Genomic DNA, 14,553 nt, shown 5'->3' with positions numbered 1-14,553 from the left:
ACAATATTCAGCTAGCACTGGATATGTTAGTATTAGGCATCATTCTAATTTTGCATCATTTATAAAGATATGTTTAGTTTGCATCCTCAACTTGCTCAAGATACGTTTTTTGTAGGCGACTTTCCTTTATCAACATGTCGTTTGATGAATGATATGCAATTTCCGTGGTTAATCCTGATTCCACGTGTGCCGGGCATTACAGAATTATATGAACTTAGCCAGGCCGACCAGGAACAGTTCCTGCGTGAATCAAGCTGGTTGTCTAGTCAGCTTGCGCGTGTATTCCGTGCAGACAAAATGAATGTGGCTGCATTAGGTAATATGGTTCCACAGCTACATTTTCATCATGTGGTTCGTTACCAGAACGATGTGGCTTGGCCAAAACCAGTGTGGGGAACACCTGCGGTTCCTTATAGCAGCGAAGTTCTTGCTCATATGCGTCAGACGTTAATGCTGGCTCTACGTGGTCAGGGAGATATGCCATTCGACTGGCGTATGGATTAATCTGATCCCATGCTGCAATCAGGCCTGTAAATTATACAGTGCTGCAAGGAGCAACTGAGTGCAAATAGACGATTGGGTACATAAAGAGCCGAAACAGTTTGAATATTTCCATCGACTGATGGGATATATCATGCTGTCGCTGGTCATCGTCGTTTTTCACTATACAGAGCCTGATACGCAGTACCAGATTTTTATCCCGTTTTTCTTTCTTGCGATTATACTGGCTCTGCCGAAGCTGTCGCGCTGGCTCATCTATCGCTACAATACTAGTATCAAGCGTAATGTCTTCTTTGTACTCGACATTGCTGTAATTGCAGTCATTCTTTCTGCAATGCATATGAGTCTGGTACTGTCTTTATTGGGACTGGTCGCATTGCTGTATACCGCAATCAGTAACAAAATTTCATTTTTGACGTTCTCATTGGCAAGCCTGATCGGTATTGCCATTTTTTATTTCTGCAATATTTTTATCTTTGGTTTTGGTGAATATTTTCAGCCAACCAGCAATGAGTTGACGGTTTTGGGCTTCCTTTGTCTGGTGACCTATTTTGGTGTAGGGAATTACTATCAAACCACGCGTGCACGTTTTATGGCGCAGAAAAAGAACCATTATTATGATCAGATGAACCGCTATATGGAATTTGCCAACCAGCTGAGCCGTTATGCACCCTTGCAGCTGTGGCAATCAATTATGAAAGGTGAGTCTGAAGCCAAGATTGAATATAAACGTAAGAAACTTACCGTATTTTTTTCCGATATCCAGGGTTTCACGGAACTCTCTGAAACGCTGATTCCAGATGATTTGGCCTTCCTGCTGAATGACTATCTCAGTCACATGACAGAAATCGCCAAGCACTATGAAGGCACGGTAGATAAATTCATGGGTGATGCGATCCTGATCTTTTTCGGTGATCCGCATTCTGATGGTGTTGAGCAGGATGCCAAAAACTGTCTGGATATGGCGATTGCCATGCGTCAGCAGATGAAAATCCTGCGTGAACGTTGGGTGAAAATGGGCTATCCACCGCTACATATCCGTATGGGTATTTCGACGGGTTATTGCCACGTTGGCAATTATGGCGCTAATCACCGTATGGCTTATACGATTGTGGGACGAGATGCCAACCTGGCAGCACGATTACAATGTGCTGCTGAAGTAGATGAAATCCTGATTTCTGAAGATACCCATACACTTATCAAGAATGATTATCTTTGTGTAGGAAAAAAACCAGTATTCCTGAAGGGGATTAAAGAGCCAGTACGTACTTGGCAGGTAATGGAGCGATTTACTTCAGAGAAAATTGATTATCAACGCTGGTTTGACTACGAATATAAAGGTTTCCATCTGTTACTTAATCTGGATGAAGTACAGAACTACGAATATCCTAAACTGGTGCATGTGCTTGAAAATATGATTAAGCGGATTCAGACCCAGCAGAAGATGACCAATTCACAAGGTATTGTAAAGTTAAAACTTGAAGATGAAGTCATTGAACATCTACCAGCGAGTACAGCAGAACCTGTGGTATTAGAAAAAGAGACTGAGAAGCAAGAATATGAAACCAGGTCAGATCAATCAGAAAAAAAGACCAGTCGCGCGAGTTAAGAAAAAACAATCACCATAAAGATCAGATGTAAAAAAACCACGCTCAAGCGTGGTTTTTTATGAAAATCGCTTAGTGATTTTCTGAAGCATGGTTGATGGTGTATTTCGGAATTTCAACTTCCAGATCTTCGTCCACCACTTTGACCTGACAAGACAAACGTGAATCAGGCTCAAGGCCCCATGCACGGTCTAACAGATCTGCTTCAACATCATTCATTTCTTCTAGGCTGTCAAAGCCACGACGCACAATCACGTGACATGTGGTACATGCACATGACATATCGCAAGCATGTTCAATCTTGATCCCGTTATTTAGCAGGCTTTCACATAAATTGGCATCTTGTTCAACTTCAAACTCAGCACCTTCAGGGCAAATTTGCGCATGTGGAAGAACTTTAATACGTGGCATAGTCTTTACCTTAAATTAGTTTGAGTTTGACCAGTCGTCGAGTTTAGTACCTTTCAGTGCTGCATCGATATGCTGGTTCATACGAGCAGCAGCAAATGCATCACTATGTATTTTAAGCTGTTCTACGGCAGATTCAATCGCTTTGATATCTGTACCTTGCAGCTCTTGTTCAAGCTTGGCTTGAGCAGCTTGCAGATCAGTAAGCTGCTGCTCACTTAACAACGCCGCATCCATTTTCAGGGCCTGAGTAAGTGCTTCAAGTTCACGTTGTGCTTCAACTTTGGTTTCCTGAAGATGACGCAGGTTCTTGTCTTCTTCAGCAAATTTATAACCTTCAAGTAGTAAACGCTCTGTATCTTCGCTCGATAAACCATAAGATGGTTTAATGTCGATCTGTGCTTTCACGCCAGACGTGGTTTCTTGTGCAGCTACGGTTAATAGACCATCAGCATCCACCTGGAAAGTCACTTCAATACGTGCCTGACCTGCAGTCATTGGGGGAATACCATGCAGCACAAAGCGACCCAAGCTACGGCAATGCTCCACCAGATCACGTTCACCCTGAACTACATGGATCAACATCGCGGTCTGACCATCTTGATAGGTGGTGAATTCTTGACGGCGTGCCACAGGAATCGCGGTATTACGTGAAATCAGACGTTCTACCAGACCACCCATGGTTTCAAGACCCAGAGACAATGGTGTTACGTCTAATAACAATGAACCGTCGGTTGAATTACCAATCAATTGATTCGCAGTAATCGAGGCACCAATTGCAACTACTTCATCCGGATTGATGGTACATAGAGGTTCTTGATTGAACACTTCACGCACTGCTTTCTGAACGGCATAGGAGCGGGTAGAACCACCTACCAGAACTACGTTTTGAATATCATCCAGTTCCAGTTTGGCATCACGCATTACACGTTTACAAACGCTAATCGTTTTATCCAGTGCAACTTTAATGATTTCTTCAAACGTTGGACGATCTAATGTTAAGACCTGATCTAGCAGTTTTAGTTCTACAGATTCAGTATCAGAGAGTGCTTCTTTGGCCTTGCGCGCAGCTGTAATGAAATGTGCATATTCAGCATCATTGAGGGTTTCAATATTCAGCTGTTTCTTGGCCCATTTTAGAATCAAACGATCCAGGTCATCACCACCCAGAGCAGTATGGCCACCAGTCGCTAATACTTCGAATACGCCTTGCGAGAAACGCAGGATAGATACGTCAAAAGTACCACCACCTAGGTCGTAGATCACATAGTTGCGATCTGTACTGAGGTTAGTTTCCTGATCCAGACCGTAAGCTACAGCAGCAGCAGTAGGTTCATTCAGTAAACGAAGTACATTTAAACCGGCCAGTTGTGCCGCATCACGAGTTGCCTGACGTTGTGCTTCATCAAAATATGCAGGAACTGTGATGACAGCGCCATTAATCTCATTTTTCAAGCTTGCTTCTGCACGGTCTTTCAGCTGTTTTAAGATTTGTGCTGAAATTTCGACGGGTGTTTTACGACCTTGAGCTGTTTCAAATGCTGGCATTTCATTCGCTTCACCCACTAAAGTATACGGGTGCTGGAATTTAATATCCGCTTGAGAACGACCCATAAAACGTTTTACAGAAACGATGGTATTCTTTGGGTCGGTCATTATGAATGGTGCAGCTTCATAGCCGTACTGAGTGCTTTGCTCTGCATAATGAACGATAGAAGGAAGTAACACACGTCCTTGTTCATCATTAAGTACTTTGGCTTTACCTGAAAGAACCGTGGCGACCAAAGAATGGGTGGTGCCTAAATCGATACCAATCGCAATGCGGTGTTCATGCGGTGCACTTGATTGACCTGGTTCTGCAATCTGCAAGAGAGCCATAGTGTTACATCCTTTGCACGTTAAATATTAAAGAGAGAAATTAAAAATCGTCATCGAGGTCAAAGCTGTCGTCATCGAGGAAACGGTCTTCCGCTTTATCGATATCGGCCATGACTTTGACAAAGAAGCGCAGTTTACGCACAGTATCGCGAGCCTCAGCCCAGTCTTCCTCTTCATAATCTATTTTGAATTCACGCACCAGGCCATCAATCCACTGTTGAACTTCAACTTTTAGGGAAGATAAGTCTTCTGCCGAAGCTGCATCATCAAGCTGCTCACGAATTTCAAGCGCATCTTGCAGAAACTCAAAATCACTGATGGACTGATCCAGATGATAATCCTGTTTTTTCAATGAAAGTAAGTAAGCAGCGCGACTATCCACGGCCGACAAAACCTTATATGCCTGATTGATTTCACTTGATTTGATCAGGGCCTGGTCTTTGTCTGCAGCTTTATCTGGATGATATTGTTGCTGTAACTTTAAAAATTCAGCTTTTAAAGCAGCTGAATCAATATCAAGTGCGACAGGGAGGTTGAACAACTCAAAATGATTCATGGGAGATTGGATCCACGATTAATATGCAAATTAACTGCAATGTACAGCTAAAAACTACTGCCTAAATGCAATTAAAACAGTGTAGATGACACTGTTTTAATGCTGCAAGGATAAATGTACGCTAATGATTAAGCCTTATACAGTGAAGGATTCACCGCAGCCACATTCACCTTTTTTGTTCGGGTTGTTAAATTCGAAGCCTTCGTTCAGACCATTTTTTACGTAGTCCATCTCCATACCTTCGAGATAAACCAGGCTTTTCGGGTCAACGAAAACTTTAACACCAAACTGTTCAAATACTTCATCATGTGTATCAGCGTCATCGACGAATTCAAGCACATAAGCCAGACCAGAACAGCCTGAAGTTTTCACACCAACGCGAATGCCTTCACCCTTACCACGATTTTTCAGGTAATTGCTGATATGAGTTGCAGCATTTTCAGTTAAATGGATCATGAAAACTCCGTTAATCTTTCTTCAAAAATACACGTCAGCAATTAAGCTTTCACTTTTTTGCTACGATAATCTTCTACAGCAGCTTTAATGGCATCTTCAGCAAGTACAGAGCAGTGTACTTTTACTGGAGGAAGAGCAAGTTCAGTTGCGATATCAATATTCTTGATCGCTTGAGCTTCGTCCAGAGTTTTGCCTTTTAGCCACTCGGTTACCAGTGAGCTAGATGCAATTGCTGAACCACAGCCATAAGTTTTAAAACGTGCTTCTTCGATTACACCTTCATCATTCACTTGAATCTGAAGACGCATCACGTCGCCACATGCTGGTGCACCCACCATGCCTGTACCTACGTTTTCTGCATTTTTGTCTAAAACACCAACGTTACGTGGGTTTTCGTAATGATCGATTACTTTTTCGCTATAAGCCATGTTGCTTCTCCAAACCTCGGGGTCAGCCTAATATTAAATATGGGGATTAAAAAACTTTTATCAATGAGATAACAACATAAATGCTGTTATCTTTGATGCAAGATTAGTGTTCAGCCCATTCAACTGTAGAAAGGTCGATACCTTCTTTGTACATATCCCAAAGCGGAGAAAGTTCACGTAACTTCTCAACAGCAGCTTTAGTGACTTCAAGTACATGATCAATATCTTCTTCAGTGGTGTATTTACCAAAGCTAAAGCGGATTGAGCTGTGTGCAAGTTCGTCTGATAGGCCCAATGCACGTAGAACATAAGAAGGTTCTAGTGTTGCAGAGGTACATGCTGAACCTGAAGATACTGCTGCATCTTTCAGAGCCATCATTAGTGATTCACCTTCAACAAAGTTGAAGCTCACATTCAGGTAGTTCGCAACGTTATAAGTTTCGTGGCCATTCAGAAATACCTGTTCAAGGTCACGTAAACCATTCCAAAGTTTGTCACGAAGTACACGTAAACGCGCTTGTTCAGAATGCAAGTTTTTACCTGCAAGTTCAAATGCTTCACCCATACCTACGATCTGGTGAGTCGCAAGCGTACCAGAACGCATGCCACGTTCGTGACCGCCACCATGCATTTGTGCTTTCAGGCGTACACGTGGGCTACGACGTACGAACAGGGCACCGATGCCTTTAGGACCATAGATTTTGTGTGCAGAGAAGCTCATCAGGTCGACTTTCAGTTGAGAAAGGTCAATTTCAACTTTACCTGCAGCCTGGGCAGCATCTACGTGGAAGAAAATTTTCTTGGCACGAGTGATTTCACCAATTGCAGCAACATCCGTTACGGTACCAATTTCGTTGTTTACCATCATTAGGGAAACAAGAATGGTATCTGGACGAATTGCAGCTTCAACCATGTCTGGGGTGATTAAACCAGTTTTTGGTTGTGGTTCCAAGTAAGTAATTTCAAAGCCTTCAGACTCCAGCTCACGGCATGTATCCAAAATTGCTTTATGTTCAATTTTAGACGTAATGATGTGCTTACCTTTAGATGCATAGAACTGAGCTACACCTTTTAAGGCAAGGTTGTCAGATTCAGTCGCACCAGAAGTCCATACGATTTCACGTGGGTCAGCTTTGATAAGGTTAGCGACCTGTTCACGTGCGTATTCAACTTTTTCTTCCGCTTGCCAGCCGTATGCATGTGAACGAGATGCAGCATTACCGAAGGTACCTTCGAAAGTTAAGCATTCCATCATGCGTTCTGCAACTTGAGGGTCTACAGGAGTGGTTGCTGCATAGTCAAGATAAATCGGACGTTTCATGTCAAATACCTGTAACCGATAAAAGAGCTGAATCAAAAGATGCTGAATTTTGGCGTAGTGAAACGGTTTGAACGTTGTCACGAGCTACGAGGTCAGCAAGCGAGATTTTTGCGAGATAATCGGCAATGTGGTGGGAGAGTTCCTGCCATAAATCGTGAGTCAAGCACATCGCACCATTCTGGCAGTTGCCTTTATGGTCGCAGCGAGTAGCATCAACGGTTTCGTTTACAGCTTCAATGATTTCTAACACAGTGATGTCTTGAGCATTACGCGCCAGATGATAACCACCATTGGCACCACGGACACTTGAAACTAAGCCATGACGTTTTAGTTTCGCAAATAACTGCTCAAGATAGGCAACGGAAATAGTTTGACGAGCTGCAATTTCAGCAAGCGTGATCGTTTGTTCAGTTGGCTGCAAAGCTAGATCAAGAAGAGCAGTCACTGCGTAGCGACCGCGAGTGGTTAAGCGCATGATTCGATACACATGGTTAGACTAGATGTGTCGATTTTAAGAATCCTGACTAAAATAGTCAAGTTTTTTTATTATGCAAAGTGAAACGTTAAATCGTACCAAAAAGAAGGCTTTATTAAGCAAGCCAATTATATACTAATAACGTAATTAAACCTACAGTGATAAGACCAAAGATTATATTAATTTGCTTCTGACGACGTTGCATGCGTCGAATCCGGTTTTCATACTGCTTAACTTCTATTTGTAGGGTGTTAATTTTAGAACGTTGCTGGTCAATTTTATCTAGAAGTGGGGCCAGACGATTACGTGAAGTAACGACTTCAGACTCGTCTCTTGGTTCATACAGCCACTGTTTCCAGTCAGCAAGCAGTTTCGGCAGGGCAAACAGGGTCAGCAGATCACGGAATTCGTCTTTCAGGATCTGATTGCCATCAATACGCATAGCCTTAATACTGCGACGATTACCAAAAATAAAGATTTTGATCAGATCGGACAGATTAGTACGAACATCAAGGTCAATGATCTTGTTTGGCGCTTTATGGTCAAATAGCAGACCCTTATCGGTAAACTGCACATAAAAGTCGAAATAAGGAATATAACTATTAATCTTAATAGCGATATTTTCATCAATAAACTTTTTAGCTTGTAATGCAACAACGCGATCATGTTTTAGAATAAAAGTGAAAATCGTTTCTAAAACAATTAAAGTCATTGTCAGCAATAAGTGCGGCTGCTTTTGACTTTGCTGCGATTCGCTCATAGATACAACCAATCCTTTCCTGAAAAATTTGAAATATAAAGCATCCTGCCTAATTGATATTTCAGGGATTAAACTTAAAACATGAAATAAATTGCTTTGTAGAACAGTTTAGCAAAACTGGCAAGTATTAAATTTGGTAATATGCTGTAATTTTGTAGATTTCTATATAAAATTTGCATAGAAAATAATCAGGAGGCGTGCACATGGACAAATCTGAAGTGGCACAGGATGCAATTCCGGAAACAGAACAAAAAACATCAAAAGCTAAGTCGAGATCAGGATCAGAGCGTAAATCGGTCCTCGACTTTCGAAAATATACCAAACAAATCTGGCTGGCTGGACTGGGTGCATTCTCTCGTGCCGAAGAAGAAGGCAATAAATTATTCGACTCTTTGGTCAAGGTGGGAGAAGAGCTAGAATCCAAAACGACTGACATTGCCGACCAAACTGTCGAAAAAGTCTCAGAAAAGGCCAAAGAGTCTGTCACAGATACCAAAGATAAAGTTGAAAAATTAATTGATCACTCTGTTCATCATTCCTTGAATCGTATAGGATTAGTGACGCTGAAGGACGTACAGCATCTAGAAAAACTGATCCTGCAGCTGCATGCTAAAGTCGATCAGTTGATGGAAGAACAGGGGAAAATACAGGATGAATTGTCTAAAAAATCACAACGAAAGTGACTTTATTCATTATTCAATGTTTTTTTCGCTTATTTTTTAAAAAAAAAGAGGTCGAAGAGTATTGCGTTTAGCCCTAAACCATTGTTATAAAGTCGCTATGGCAATTTAAACAAATTCTTGGACCTTAAATAAACGATATTAAGAGGACGTAATTTTCATGAATAAATCAGAATTAATTGATGCAATTGCAGAGAAAGGGGGATTATCTAAGGCTGACGCTGGTAAGGCTTTAGATGCTACAATTGCTTCTGTTACTGAAGCGCTTAAATCAGGTGATACAGTTACTCTCGTTGGTTTTGGTACTTTCGGCGTTAAAGAACGTGCTGCACGTACTGGCCGTAACCCACAAACTGGTGCTACGCTAGAAATCAAAGCAAGCAAAGTACCTAGCTTCAAAGCTGGTAAAGGCTTGAAAGACGCTGTAGCTTAATCGCCAACAGCAACCAAACGCGCCTCACTAGGCGCGTTTTTTTTATTGATTAATTAAATAGTCAGGATTAACACATTCATTCAGTGGGTTTTTTCGGGTAAAATCCCATGCAAATAAAATATTGGAATACTTATGGAATCTTTTCGTAAAGTTATTAAGGGTTGGCTGGGCAAGGTCTTGCTCGTTCTGTTTTTAACCCCTTTAGCGCTTGTAGGTATTGAAGGATATTTTAGTGGTGGGAACAAAGATACAGCCAAGACGGTAAATGGCACAGATATCTCTAAAAAAGAACTGGAATCTCTGACAAAATCATTCAAAGAACAATATCTCAGTTATGCCAATGGCGATGAAACATTATTAAATCAGGCATTCATTGATCAAAAAGCAATGGATACGCTGGTTGCACGTACAGTTTTGCTGCAACAAGCTGAAAACCTGGGCATCAGTCTCAGTGATCAGCAAATTGAGCAAATGATTGCTCAGCAACCGAGTTTCCAGCAAAATGGTCAGTTTTCAAATGCGCTCTATGAAAACTATTTGCGCTCTGTAGGCATGAACAGCCAGCAGCTGATTGCAAGCCTGCGCACTGACCATGCTCTTAAAATGTTGTCATCTACCTTTATTGACTATCCATTGGTTAGTAAACTGGAAATTCAGCAGATTGCTGACTTGCAGACTGAACAGCGTCATGTGCATATTGCCAGTGTCAATCTTGAGAACTACAAGAAAAACGTTAAGGTGACTGATGCAGAAATTGCAGCTTATTATGAAAAGCATAAGACTGTATTCAAGCAGCCAACAAGTGTGGATGTAGATTACGTAGTTTTAAAAGCGGGTGATATTAATACCGCTGCTGTTACGGTAACCGATGCCGAACTACAAGATGCCTATAACAGTTTTGTTGCGGCACAAAAATCGACTGCCAAGCCAGAAGTGAAACATATCCTGATCACTGCGGATAATCGTTCTGAAGCTGAAGCGCAAAAACTCGCAACAGATGTAGCAGCTAAGATCAAAGCGGGTACAACATTTGCTCAGGCTGCAGCTCAGTATTCAGAAGATCCTGAATCTAAGGCCAAAGGCGGTGCAATCGCAGTTTATGAAGCGGGTGTGTTCGGTGATGCTTTTGATAAAGCTGTTGCTTCATTACAATCTGGTCAGGTTTCTGCACCCGTGAAAACAGATTATGGTTATCATATCATTGCTGTACAGGCACCTGATGTAGCTGTGCCATCATTTGAATCACAAAAAGCACGTCTGACTGAAGAGGTGCTGGCTTCTAAAAAATCAAATGCATTCTCTGATACTGTGAATAGCCTGAATGATATGGTGGTCAGCAGTGACTCACTGGATGTGGTAACACAAGAAGTTAAAGGTGTTCGCGTACAATCAGCCAAAGGCGTGACATTGTCTACACGGGATCCATTACTCAGTGATGCCAATGTGAAAGTGAAGCTGTTCAATGACGATGTGAAGAATGGTGACCGTAATGTATCTTCTAGCATACAGTTGGCAAACGGTGATGTAGCCTGGGTAAAAGTGCGTGATTACCATGCAGCAGGTGAGCAATCACTGGCGGAAGCGAAACCACGTGTTAAAGCAGAACTGATTGAAGAAAAAGCGCGAGCTCTTGCAAAAGCCCAGATTCAGAAATCATTGGATGAGTTTAAGACCAAACCTGCTGCTTCTGTAGCAAAAGGTAATCTGGTGTTTGAAGATGCGGGTATCTATACCCGTGCTGAAGGCTTGCTAAAGCGTGATGTACAGCGTGCAGCATTTAGCCTGAAAGTACCTAAAGCTGGATTCTGGTCTGTGACGACTGCAAGCTTGCCTAATGAGCTGGTAGTAGTTGCTGTATCTGAAGTGAAGAAGAATCCGATTGATGTCTTAAGTGAAGAACAGCGTACTGAACTGGCAAAACTTTATGCCCAGTTACGTGGTCAGCAAGAATTTGATGATTATACGCGTTATCTGAAATCGCAAGCGAAAATCAAATAACAGATTTTCCTTTAAAAAAACCGGCTTTCGAGCCGGTTTTTTTATTTTCTGGGAAAGTTTTTGCTCTATAAGAGAGCCATCTTTAGAGTCAAGGAGGCATTGAAATACTGAAATGTGTTTTAAATTTTGGTAGTAAATTCCCTGATGAGTAAATAAAAAAGCGGGACATTTTATCCCGCTTTTTTAAATAGTTCGATTTACTCGGCACGAACCTTAATTTCATAGCCGGTATATTTACGGATATTAATAACACCGGTATCCAGGATCAGGTACTGGCCTTTGATACCTTGTAATTTGCCACGGATCACTGGGGTTTTATCCAGGTTATGTGATTTGATCTTTTCAGGATAGCTTTCTACCGGATAAATAAACTCGCGTGGGCGTTCTTGTTCCAGAATCTCGACATTTTCATTAAAGTCCAGACTCATGCTGAATTCGTCACGAATGCTGGTAATTTGTGGTTCGAATTCATCCAGCAGCTGGTCACGGATATCAATCAGGTTAAGGGGCTCAGCCTCACCTTTAAGCAGTTTGCGCCAATCGGTTTTATCGGCAACCTGGGTGCCGAACATGACTTCCATTTGACCTGAAAGACGACGAGAACCTACTTTCATGATGGGTAAGGCTTGCGTTGCACCCTGATCCAGCCAGCGTCCTGGCATATGGTTGACACGGGTAATTCCGACTTTAAGTCCACTAGAGTTAGCTAAATATACAATATGAGGCTGGAAACATACTTCATGCGCAAAGGTGTCTTCACGGCAGGTACCTAAATGATAGTGGCAGCTCTCGGGCTTCATAATACACATGTCACAAGACGCTTTGGTTTTAAAGCATTTGAAGCAGTGACCTTGAGAAAATGATTTTGATGTTTTGGTACCACAAGACACGCAGTAGATATTACCGGTCCATTCGATCTCGATTTCTTGACCCAGGCTAAATGGGAGATCAATTTCTGAACGATCTAATATGAATTTATATTCAACATTTGCCCTGTGTATATCTTGTTCAGTTACACTAAGGTTCTTGAGACCGGCATGCATTTTATGGCAAATGCCTTGAAGTTCCATATAAATTACTCACTTAAATCATAAGGATGCTGTTATGGCTGAACAGAATGTCATCACTTCGATGCTAGACGATTTTGCGCAGGAACAGCCCATAAAAACTGCGATTTGTATTGGTCAGGATTTGACCCAAGTCAAGTTTAATCAGTCCATTCAATGGCATTATTTTAGCGTATCTGACTTTTTAAGTCTGCCTTTTCAGCAACGTTATGATCTGGCAGTAGTGATGCTAGATACACCTGAAACGAGTGAGTTATCAGATCAATTGATCAGTCAGATATTGGTCAAGCTGCGTGACTTATTTGCAAAACGTCTGGTCGTAGTAAGCCGTTTGCAGGATGAGAAACTACTCCGTTCTTTAGGACTAACCCAACTTATTGATAAAACAACACATAAGGCCGACTTTGCCCTATGGCAATTTAATATTCTGACCTATAAGCATGTACCAGATTGGTTTAATTCCAAATTCTGGGCCAATCCGGAAAATTGGAATAAGTTCCGTTGGTAAGGAAAAAATCTACTAAATTTCATTGCAAATATTAACATATTCATCCATTTCAACCTTCTGTTCAGCACGTATGCTGTAAGAAAGATTGACAGGATAAGCAGTATGACAAACCTCAGTAATATTGTAGAGATGCTGGCCAAGCAGGCCTTAGGCGGTAGTCAGCAACAGCAGAATACCAATCAGCATCAATCCCAAAACCAGTCGCAACAGTCACAAGGTGGTTTGGGTGGAATTCTTGGTGCCGTACTTGGACAGTTAAATCCGGGTAATACGCATCAAACTGGTCAATCCCAGCAAGGCGGCTTGGGTGGGATTTTAGGTTCTGTACTGAGTCAACTGGGTGGTGCTAGTCAGCCACAGCAGCAGTCAAATCAGCAGACGCATCAGCAACCTCGATCATCAGGATTGGGTGCAGGTGGAACCAAGACCTTACTTATTGCCGTATTGCCATTGGTACTTGCCTGGATTCAAAAGCAGGGTGGTTTACAGGGAGCACTGGATAAGCTTAAAGGTCAAGGCTTAAACAGTCAGGTTGATGACTGGGTGTCTACAGGTCCTGGTGAGAATGCGCCCGTGGATAACCAGCAGTTACAGCTGTTATTTGATGATCAGGAAGTCGAACAGGTGGCTGAGCAGGTGCATGCCCCAAAGCAGGATGTATATAGCGCCATTTCCAAAGTCTTACCGCAGATTATTGATTCATTAACTCCGCAGGGTGAGCAAACCAGCAAGCAGGAAGCCAATAATGATATTCAGAATGTCCTGAACATGGTTTCAGGTTTCTTAAAGCGTTAACTGAAATTTCTTTAAAAAAAGCCCGGCTATAAATGCCGGGTTTTTTTGTATTTTTATAAATTATGAGTGTTCCAAATCCAAGCTAAACAGACGATTAGATTTGCTGATTTTTTTGGCAACATAATGTGATTTGCGCAGACGTATTAAAATAATCTGAGATTGGAATTCTAGCTCACCAAATTCCGGCTCCACCTGCACATAATGTAGCTGACCAAATTCATCCCTTACACGGGCTTGAGCTGAAAATCCGGGACGAGCATTGCCACTGGAAATGGTTGCCAGACGACCAATCAGATTGACATGGTGCTTTTTGTATTTAGGTGGAATCACCTGATCCAGACAGTGAATCATAAATACTGTAAAAAAAATTGCAATAATCAACGCAGGAATAATCAGGTAATACACCGGTAGAAATTCCTGTTCCTGAGAATAGATCAGCAGTTGCAGCACATAACCGGCAACACTAAAATTCATCAGCAGGAAAAATACAATTAAAATTTTCGAAAATTTAACATTAAGTAGGTCGAGATTGCGGAAGTAGAAAGGGGAAATCTGTTTCAAAAATTTCGTCGGGCGAATTTTAAATAAATAACCTAAGGTTTCTACCACGCCCAGCAAAATCACAGCGAATAAACTTAAATGAAAAGGCATCAAGTTATAGTCTACGAAAAATGCCGGCATG

General features: G+C 41.8%; 17 protein-coding genes. 7 read left to right on the top strand and 10 right to left on the bottom strand.

The annotated features are described in order from the left end of the window. Positions 1–69: 69 nt before the first annotated feature. Together BK820_RS07345 and BK820_RS07340 are read left to right on the top strand one after the other, a co-directional pair. The gene (locus BK820_RS07345; protein ID WP_004894486.1) at positions 70–504 is read left to right on the top strand and encodes an HIT domain-containing protein; all 435 of its coding nucleotides are present in this window, start codon (positions 70–72) and stop codon (positions 502–504) included. A 58-nt stretch (positions 505–562) separates the two neighbouring features. Further along, positions 563–2,110: an adenylate/guanylate cyclase domain-containing protein gene (locus BK820_RS07340; RefSeq protein ID WP_071320530.1), complete on the top strand. Its 1,548-nt coding sequence runs from the start codon at positions 563–565 to the stop codon at positions 2,108–2,110. Between the two features lie 70 nt (positions 2,111–2,180). On the opposite strand, the gene fdx is transcribed toward BK820_RS07340, so the two are convergent. The 8 genes from fdx to BK820_RS07300 form a co-directional block, all read right to left on the bottom strand. After that, positions 2,181–2,519 (bottom strand): ISC system 2Fe-2S type ferredoxin, encoded by a 339-nt coding sequence (gene fdx / locus BK820_RS07335; RefSeq protein ID WP_004812732.1) that lies wholly within the window; start codon positions 2,517–2,519, stop codon positions 2,181–2,183. Positions 2,520–2,534: 15 nt separating this feature from the next. After that, positions 2,535–4,394 carry a Fe-S protein assembly chaperone HscA gene (gene hscA, locus BK820_RS07330; protein WP_071320529.1) on the bottom strand — a complete coding sequence of 620 codons (1,860 nt, stop codon included), beginning with the start codon at positions 4,392–4,394 and terminating at the stop codon, positions 2,535–2,537. A 40-nt stretch (positions 4,395–4,434) separates the two neighbouring features. Further along, entirely contained in the window at positions 4,435–4,950 is a 516-nt protein-coding gene (hscB, locus tag BK820_RS07325) for a Fe-S protein assembly co-chaperone HscB (protein ID WP_004812736.1), read from the bottom strand. A 135-nt stretch (positions 4,951–5,085) separates the two neighbouring features. After that, a complete protein-coding gene (gene iscA, locus BK820_RS07320) occupies positions 5,086–5,406 on the bottom strand; it encodes an iron-sulfur cluster assembly protein IscA (RefSeq protein ID WP_004812739.1) in 321 nt (106 codons plus the stop codon). A 41-nt stretch (positions 5,407–5,447) separates the two neighbouring features. Continuing rightward, the gene (gene iscU / locus BK820_RS07315) at positions 5,448–5,834 is read right to left on the bottom strand and encodes a Fe-S cluster assembly scaffold IscU (RefSeq protein ID WP_004812740.1); all 387 of its coding nucleotides are present in this window, start codon (positions 5,832–5,834) and stop codon (positions 5,448–5,450) included. 103 nt (positions 5,835–5,937) lie between these two features. Further along, the gene (locus BK820_RS07310; protein ID WP_004812743.1) at positions 5,938–7,155 is read right to left on the bottom strand and encodes an IscS subfamily cysteine desulfurase; all 1,218 of its coding nucleotides are present in this window, start codon (positions 7,153–7,155) and stop codon (positions 5,938–5,940) included. Position 7,156: 1 nt separating this feature from the next. After that, complete coding sequence (locus tag BK820_RS07305) at positions 7,157–7,630, bottom strand: Rrf2 family transcriptional regulator (protein ID WP_004812744.1); 474 nt, start codon at positions 7,628–7,630, stop codon at positions 7,157–7,159. Positions 7,631–7,745: 115 nt separating this feature from the next. Then, positions 7,746–8,390 (bottom strand): hypothetical protein, encoded by a 645-nt coding sequence (locus BK820_RS07300; protein ID WP_071320528.1) that lies wholly within the window; start codon positions 8,388–8,390, stop codon positions 7,746–7,748. A gap of 203 nt (positions 8,391–8,593) precedes the next feature. Here BK820_RS07300 and BK820_RS07295 point away from each other — a divergent pair, with 203 nt between their 5' ends. From BK820_RS07295 to BK820_RS07285, 3 genes are all read left to right on the top strand, one after another. Continuing rightward, positions 8,594–9,073, top strand: coding sequence for a phasin family protein (locus BK820_RS07295; protein WP_071320527.1), 480 nt, complete (start codon positions 8,594–8,596; stop codon positions 9,071–9,073). Positions 9,074–9,230: 157 nt separating this feature from the next. Further along, complete coding sequence (gene hbs, locus BK820_RS07290) at positions 9,231–9,503, top strand: non-specific DNA-binding protein Hbs (RefSeq protein WP_004279807.1); 273 nt, start codon at positions 9,231–9,233, stop codon at positions 9,501–9,503. A 132-nt stretch (positions 9,504–9,635) separates the two neighbouring features. Further along, complete coding sequence (locus BK820_RS07285) at positions 9,636–11,501, top strand: SurA N-terminal domain-containing protein (RefSeq protein WP_071320526.1); 1,866 nt, start codon at positions 9,636–9,638, stop codon at positions 11,499–11,501. Between the two features lie 197 nt (positions 11,502–11,698). Here the strand turns inward: BK820_RS07285 and BK820_RS07280 are convergent, their stop codons facing one another. Further along, on the bottom strand, positions 11,699–12,571 hold the full coding sequence (locus BK820_RS07280) for a DUF2797 domain-containing protein (RefSeq protein WP_004812750.1): 873 nt from the start codon (positions 12,569–12,571) through the stop codon (positions 11,699–11,701). Between the two features lie 34 nt (positions 12,572–12,605). Between BK820_RS07280 and BK820_RS07275 the strand changes: the two genes are divergently transcribed. Further along, positions 12,606–13,076, top strand: coding sequence for a DUF6231 family protein (locus BK820_RS07275; protein ID WP_004812751.1), 471 nt, complete (start codon positions 12,606–12,608; stop codon positions 13,074–13,076). 102 nt (positions 13,077–13,178) lie between these two features. Next, on the top strand, positions 13,179–13,871 hold the full coding sequence (locus BK820_RS07270; protein WP_004812752.1) for a YidB family protein: 693 nt from the start codon (positions 13,179–13,181) through the stop codon (positions 13,869–13,871). Positions 13,872–13,931: 60 nt separating this feature from the next. Here the strand turns inward: BK820_RS07270 and BK820_RS07265 are convergent, their stop codons facing one another. Beyond that, a complete protein-coding gene (locus BK820_RS07265; protein ID WP_004812753.1) occupies positions 13,932–14,552 on the bottom strand; it encodes an OB-fold-containig protein in 621 nt (206 codons plus the stop codon). Position 14,553: the final 1 nt, after the last annotated feature.

This window comes from Acinetobacter sp. LCT-H3, assembly GCF_001866125.1.
In the GTDB taxonomy this organism is placed as follows: Bacteria; Pseudomonadota; Gammaproteobacteria; order Pseudomonadales; family Moraxellaceae; genus Acinetobacter; species Acinetobacter schindleri.
Note: the sequence above shows the minus strand (reverse complement) of the source record. Positions and strands in the feature narration are given on the sequence as shown.

What these genes read in the sequence shown, in the direction of transcription:
- BK820_RS07345 (WP_004894486.1), top strand. Translation starts at nt 70, where the DNA reads ATGTTTAGTTTGCATCCTCAACTTGCTCAAGATACGTTTTTTGTAGGC.
- fdx (WP_004812732.1), bottom strand. Translation starts at nt 2,519, where the DNA reads ATGCCACGTATTAAAGTTCTTCCACATGCGCAAATTTGCCCTGAAGGT.
- hscA (WP_071320529.1), bottom strand. Translation starts at nt 4,394, where the DNA reads ATGGCTCTCTTGCAGATTGCAGAACCAGGTCAATCAAGTGCACCGCAT.
- hscB (WP_004812736.1), bottom strand. Translation starts at nt 4,950, where the DNA reads ATGAATCATTTTGAGTTGTTCAACCTCCCTGTCGCACTTGATATTGAT.
- iscA (WP_004812739.1), bottom strand. Translation starts at nt 5,406, where the DNA reads ATGATCCATTTAACTGAAAATGCTGCAACTCATATCAGCAATTACCTG.
- iscU (WP_004812740.1), bottom strand. Translation starts at nt 5,834, where the DNA reads ATGGCTTATAGCGAAAAAGTAATCGATCATTACGAAAACCCACGTAAC.
- BK820_RS07310 (WP_004812743.1), bottom strand. Translation starts at nt 7,155, where the DNA reads ATGAAACGTCCGATTTATCTTGACTATGCAGCAACCACTCCTGTAGAC.
- BK820_RS07305 (WP_004812744.1), bottom strand. Translation starts at nt 7,630, where the DNA reads ATGCGCTTAACCACTCGCGGTCGCTACGCAGTGACTGCTCTTCTTGAT.
- BK820_RS07300 (WP_071320528.1), bottom strand. Translation starts at nt 8,390, where the DNA reads ATGAGCGAATCGCAGCAAAGTCAAAAGCAGCCGCACTTATTGCTGACA.
- BK820_RS07295 (WP_071320527.1), top strand. Translation starts at nt 8,594, where the DNA reads ATGGACAAATCTGAAGTGGCACAGGATGCAATTCCGGAAACAGAACAA.
- hbs (WP_004279807.1), top strand. Translation starts at nt 9,231, where the DNA reads ATGAATAAATCAGAATTAATTGATGCAATTGCAGAGAAAGGGGGATTA.
- BK820_RS07285 (WP_071320526.1), top strand. Translation starts at nt 9,636, where the DNA reads ATGGAATCTTTTCGTAAAGTTATTAAGGGTTGGCTGGGCAAGGTCTTG.
- BK820_RS07280 (WP_004812750.1), bottom strand. Translation starts at nt 12,571, where the DNA reads ATGGAACTTCAAGGCATTTGCCATAAAATGCATGCCGGTCTCAAGAAC.
- BK820_RS07275 (WP_004812751.1), top strand. Translation starts at nt 12,606, where the DNA reads ATGGCTGAACAGAATGTCATCACTTCGATGCTAGACGATTTTGCGCAG.
- BK820_RS07270 (WP_004812752.1), top strand. Translation starts at nt 13,179, where the DNA reads ATGACAAACCTCAGTAATATTGTAGAGATGCTGGCCAAGCAGGCCTTA.
- BK820_RS07265 (WP_004812753.1), bottom strand. Translation starts at nt 14,552, where the DNA reads ATGCCGGCATTTTTCGTAGACTATAACTTGATGCCTTTTCATTTAAGT.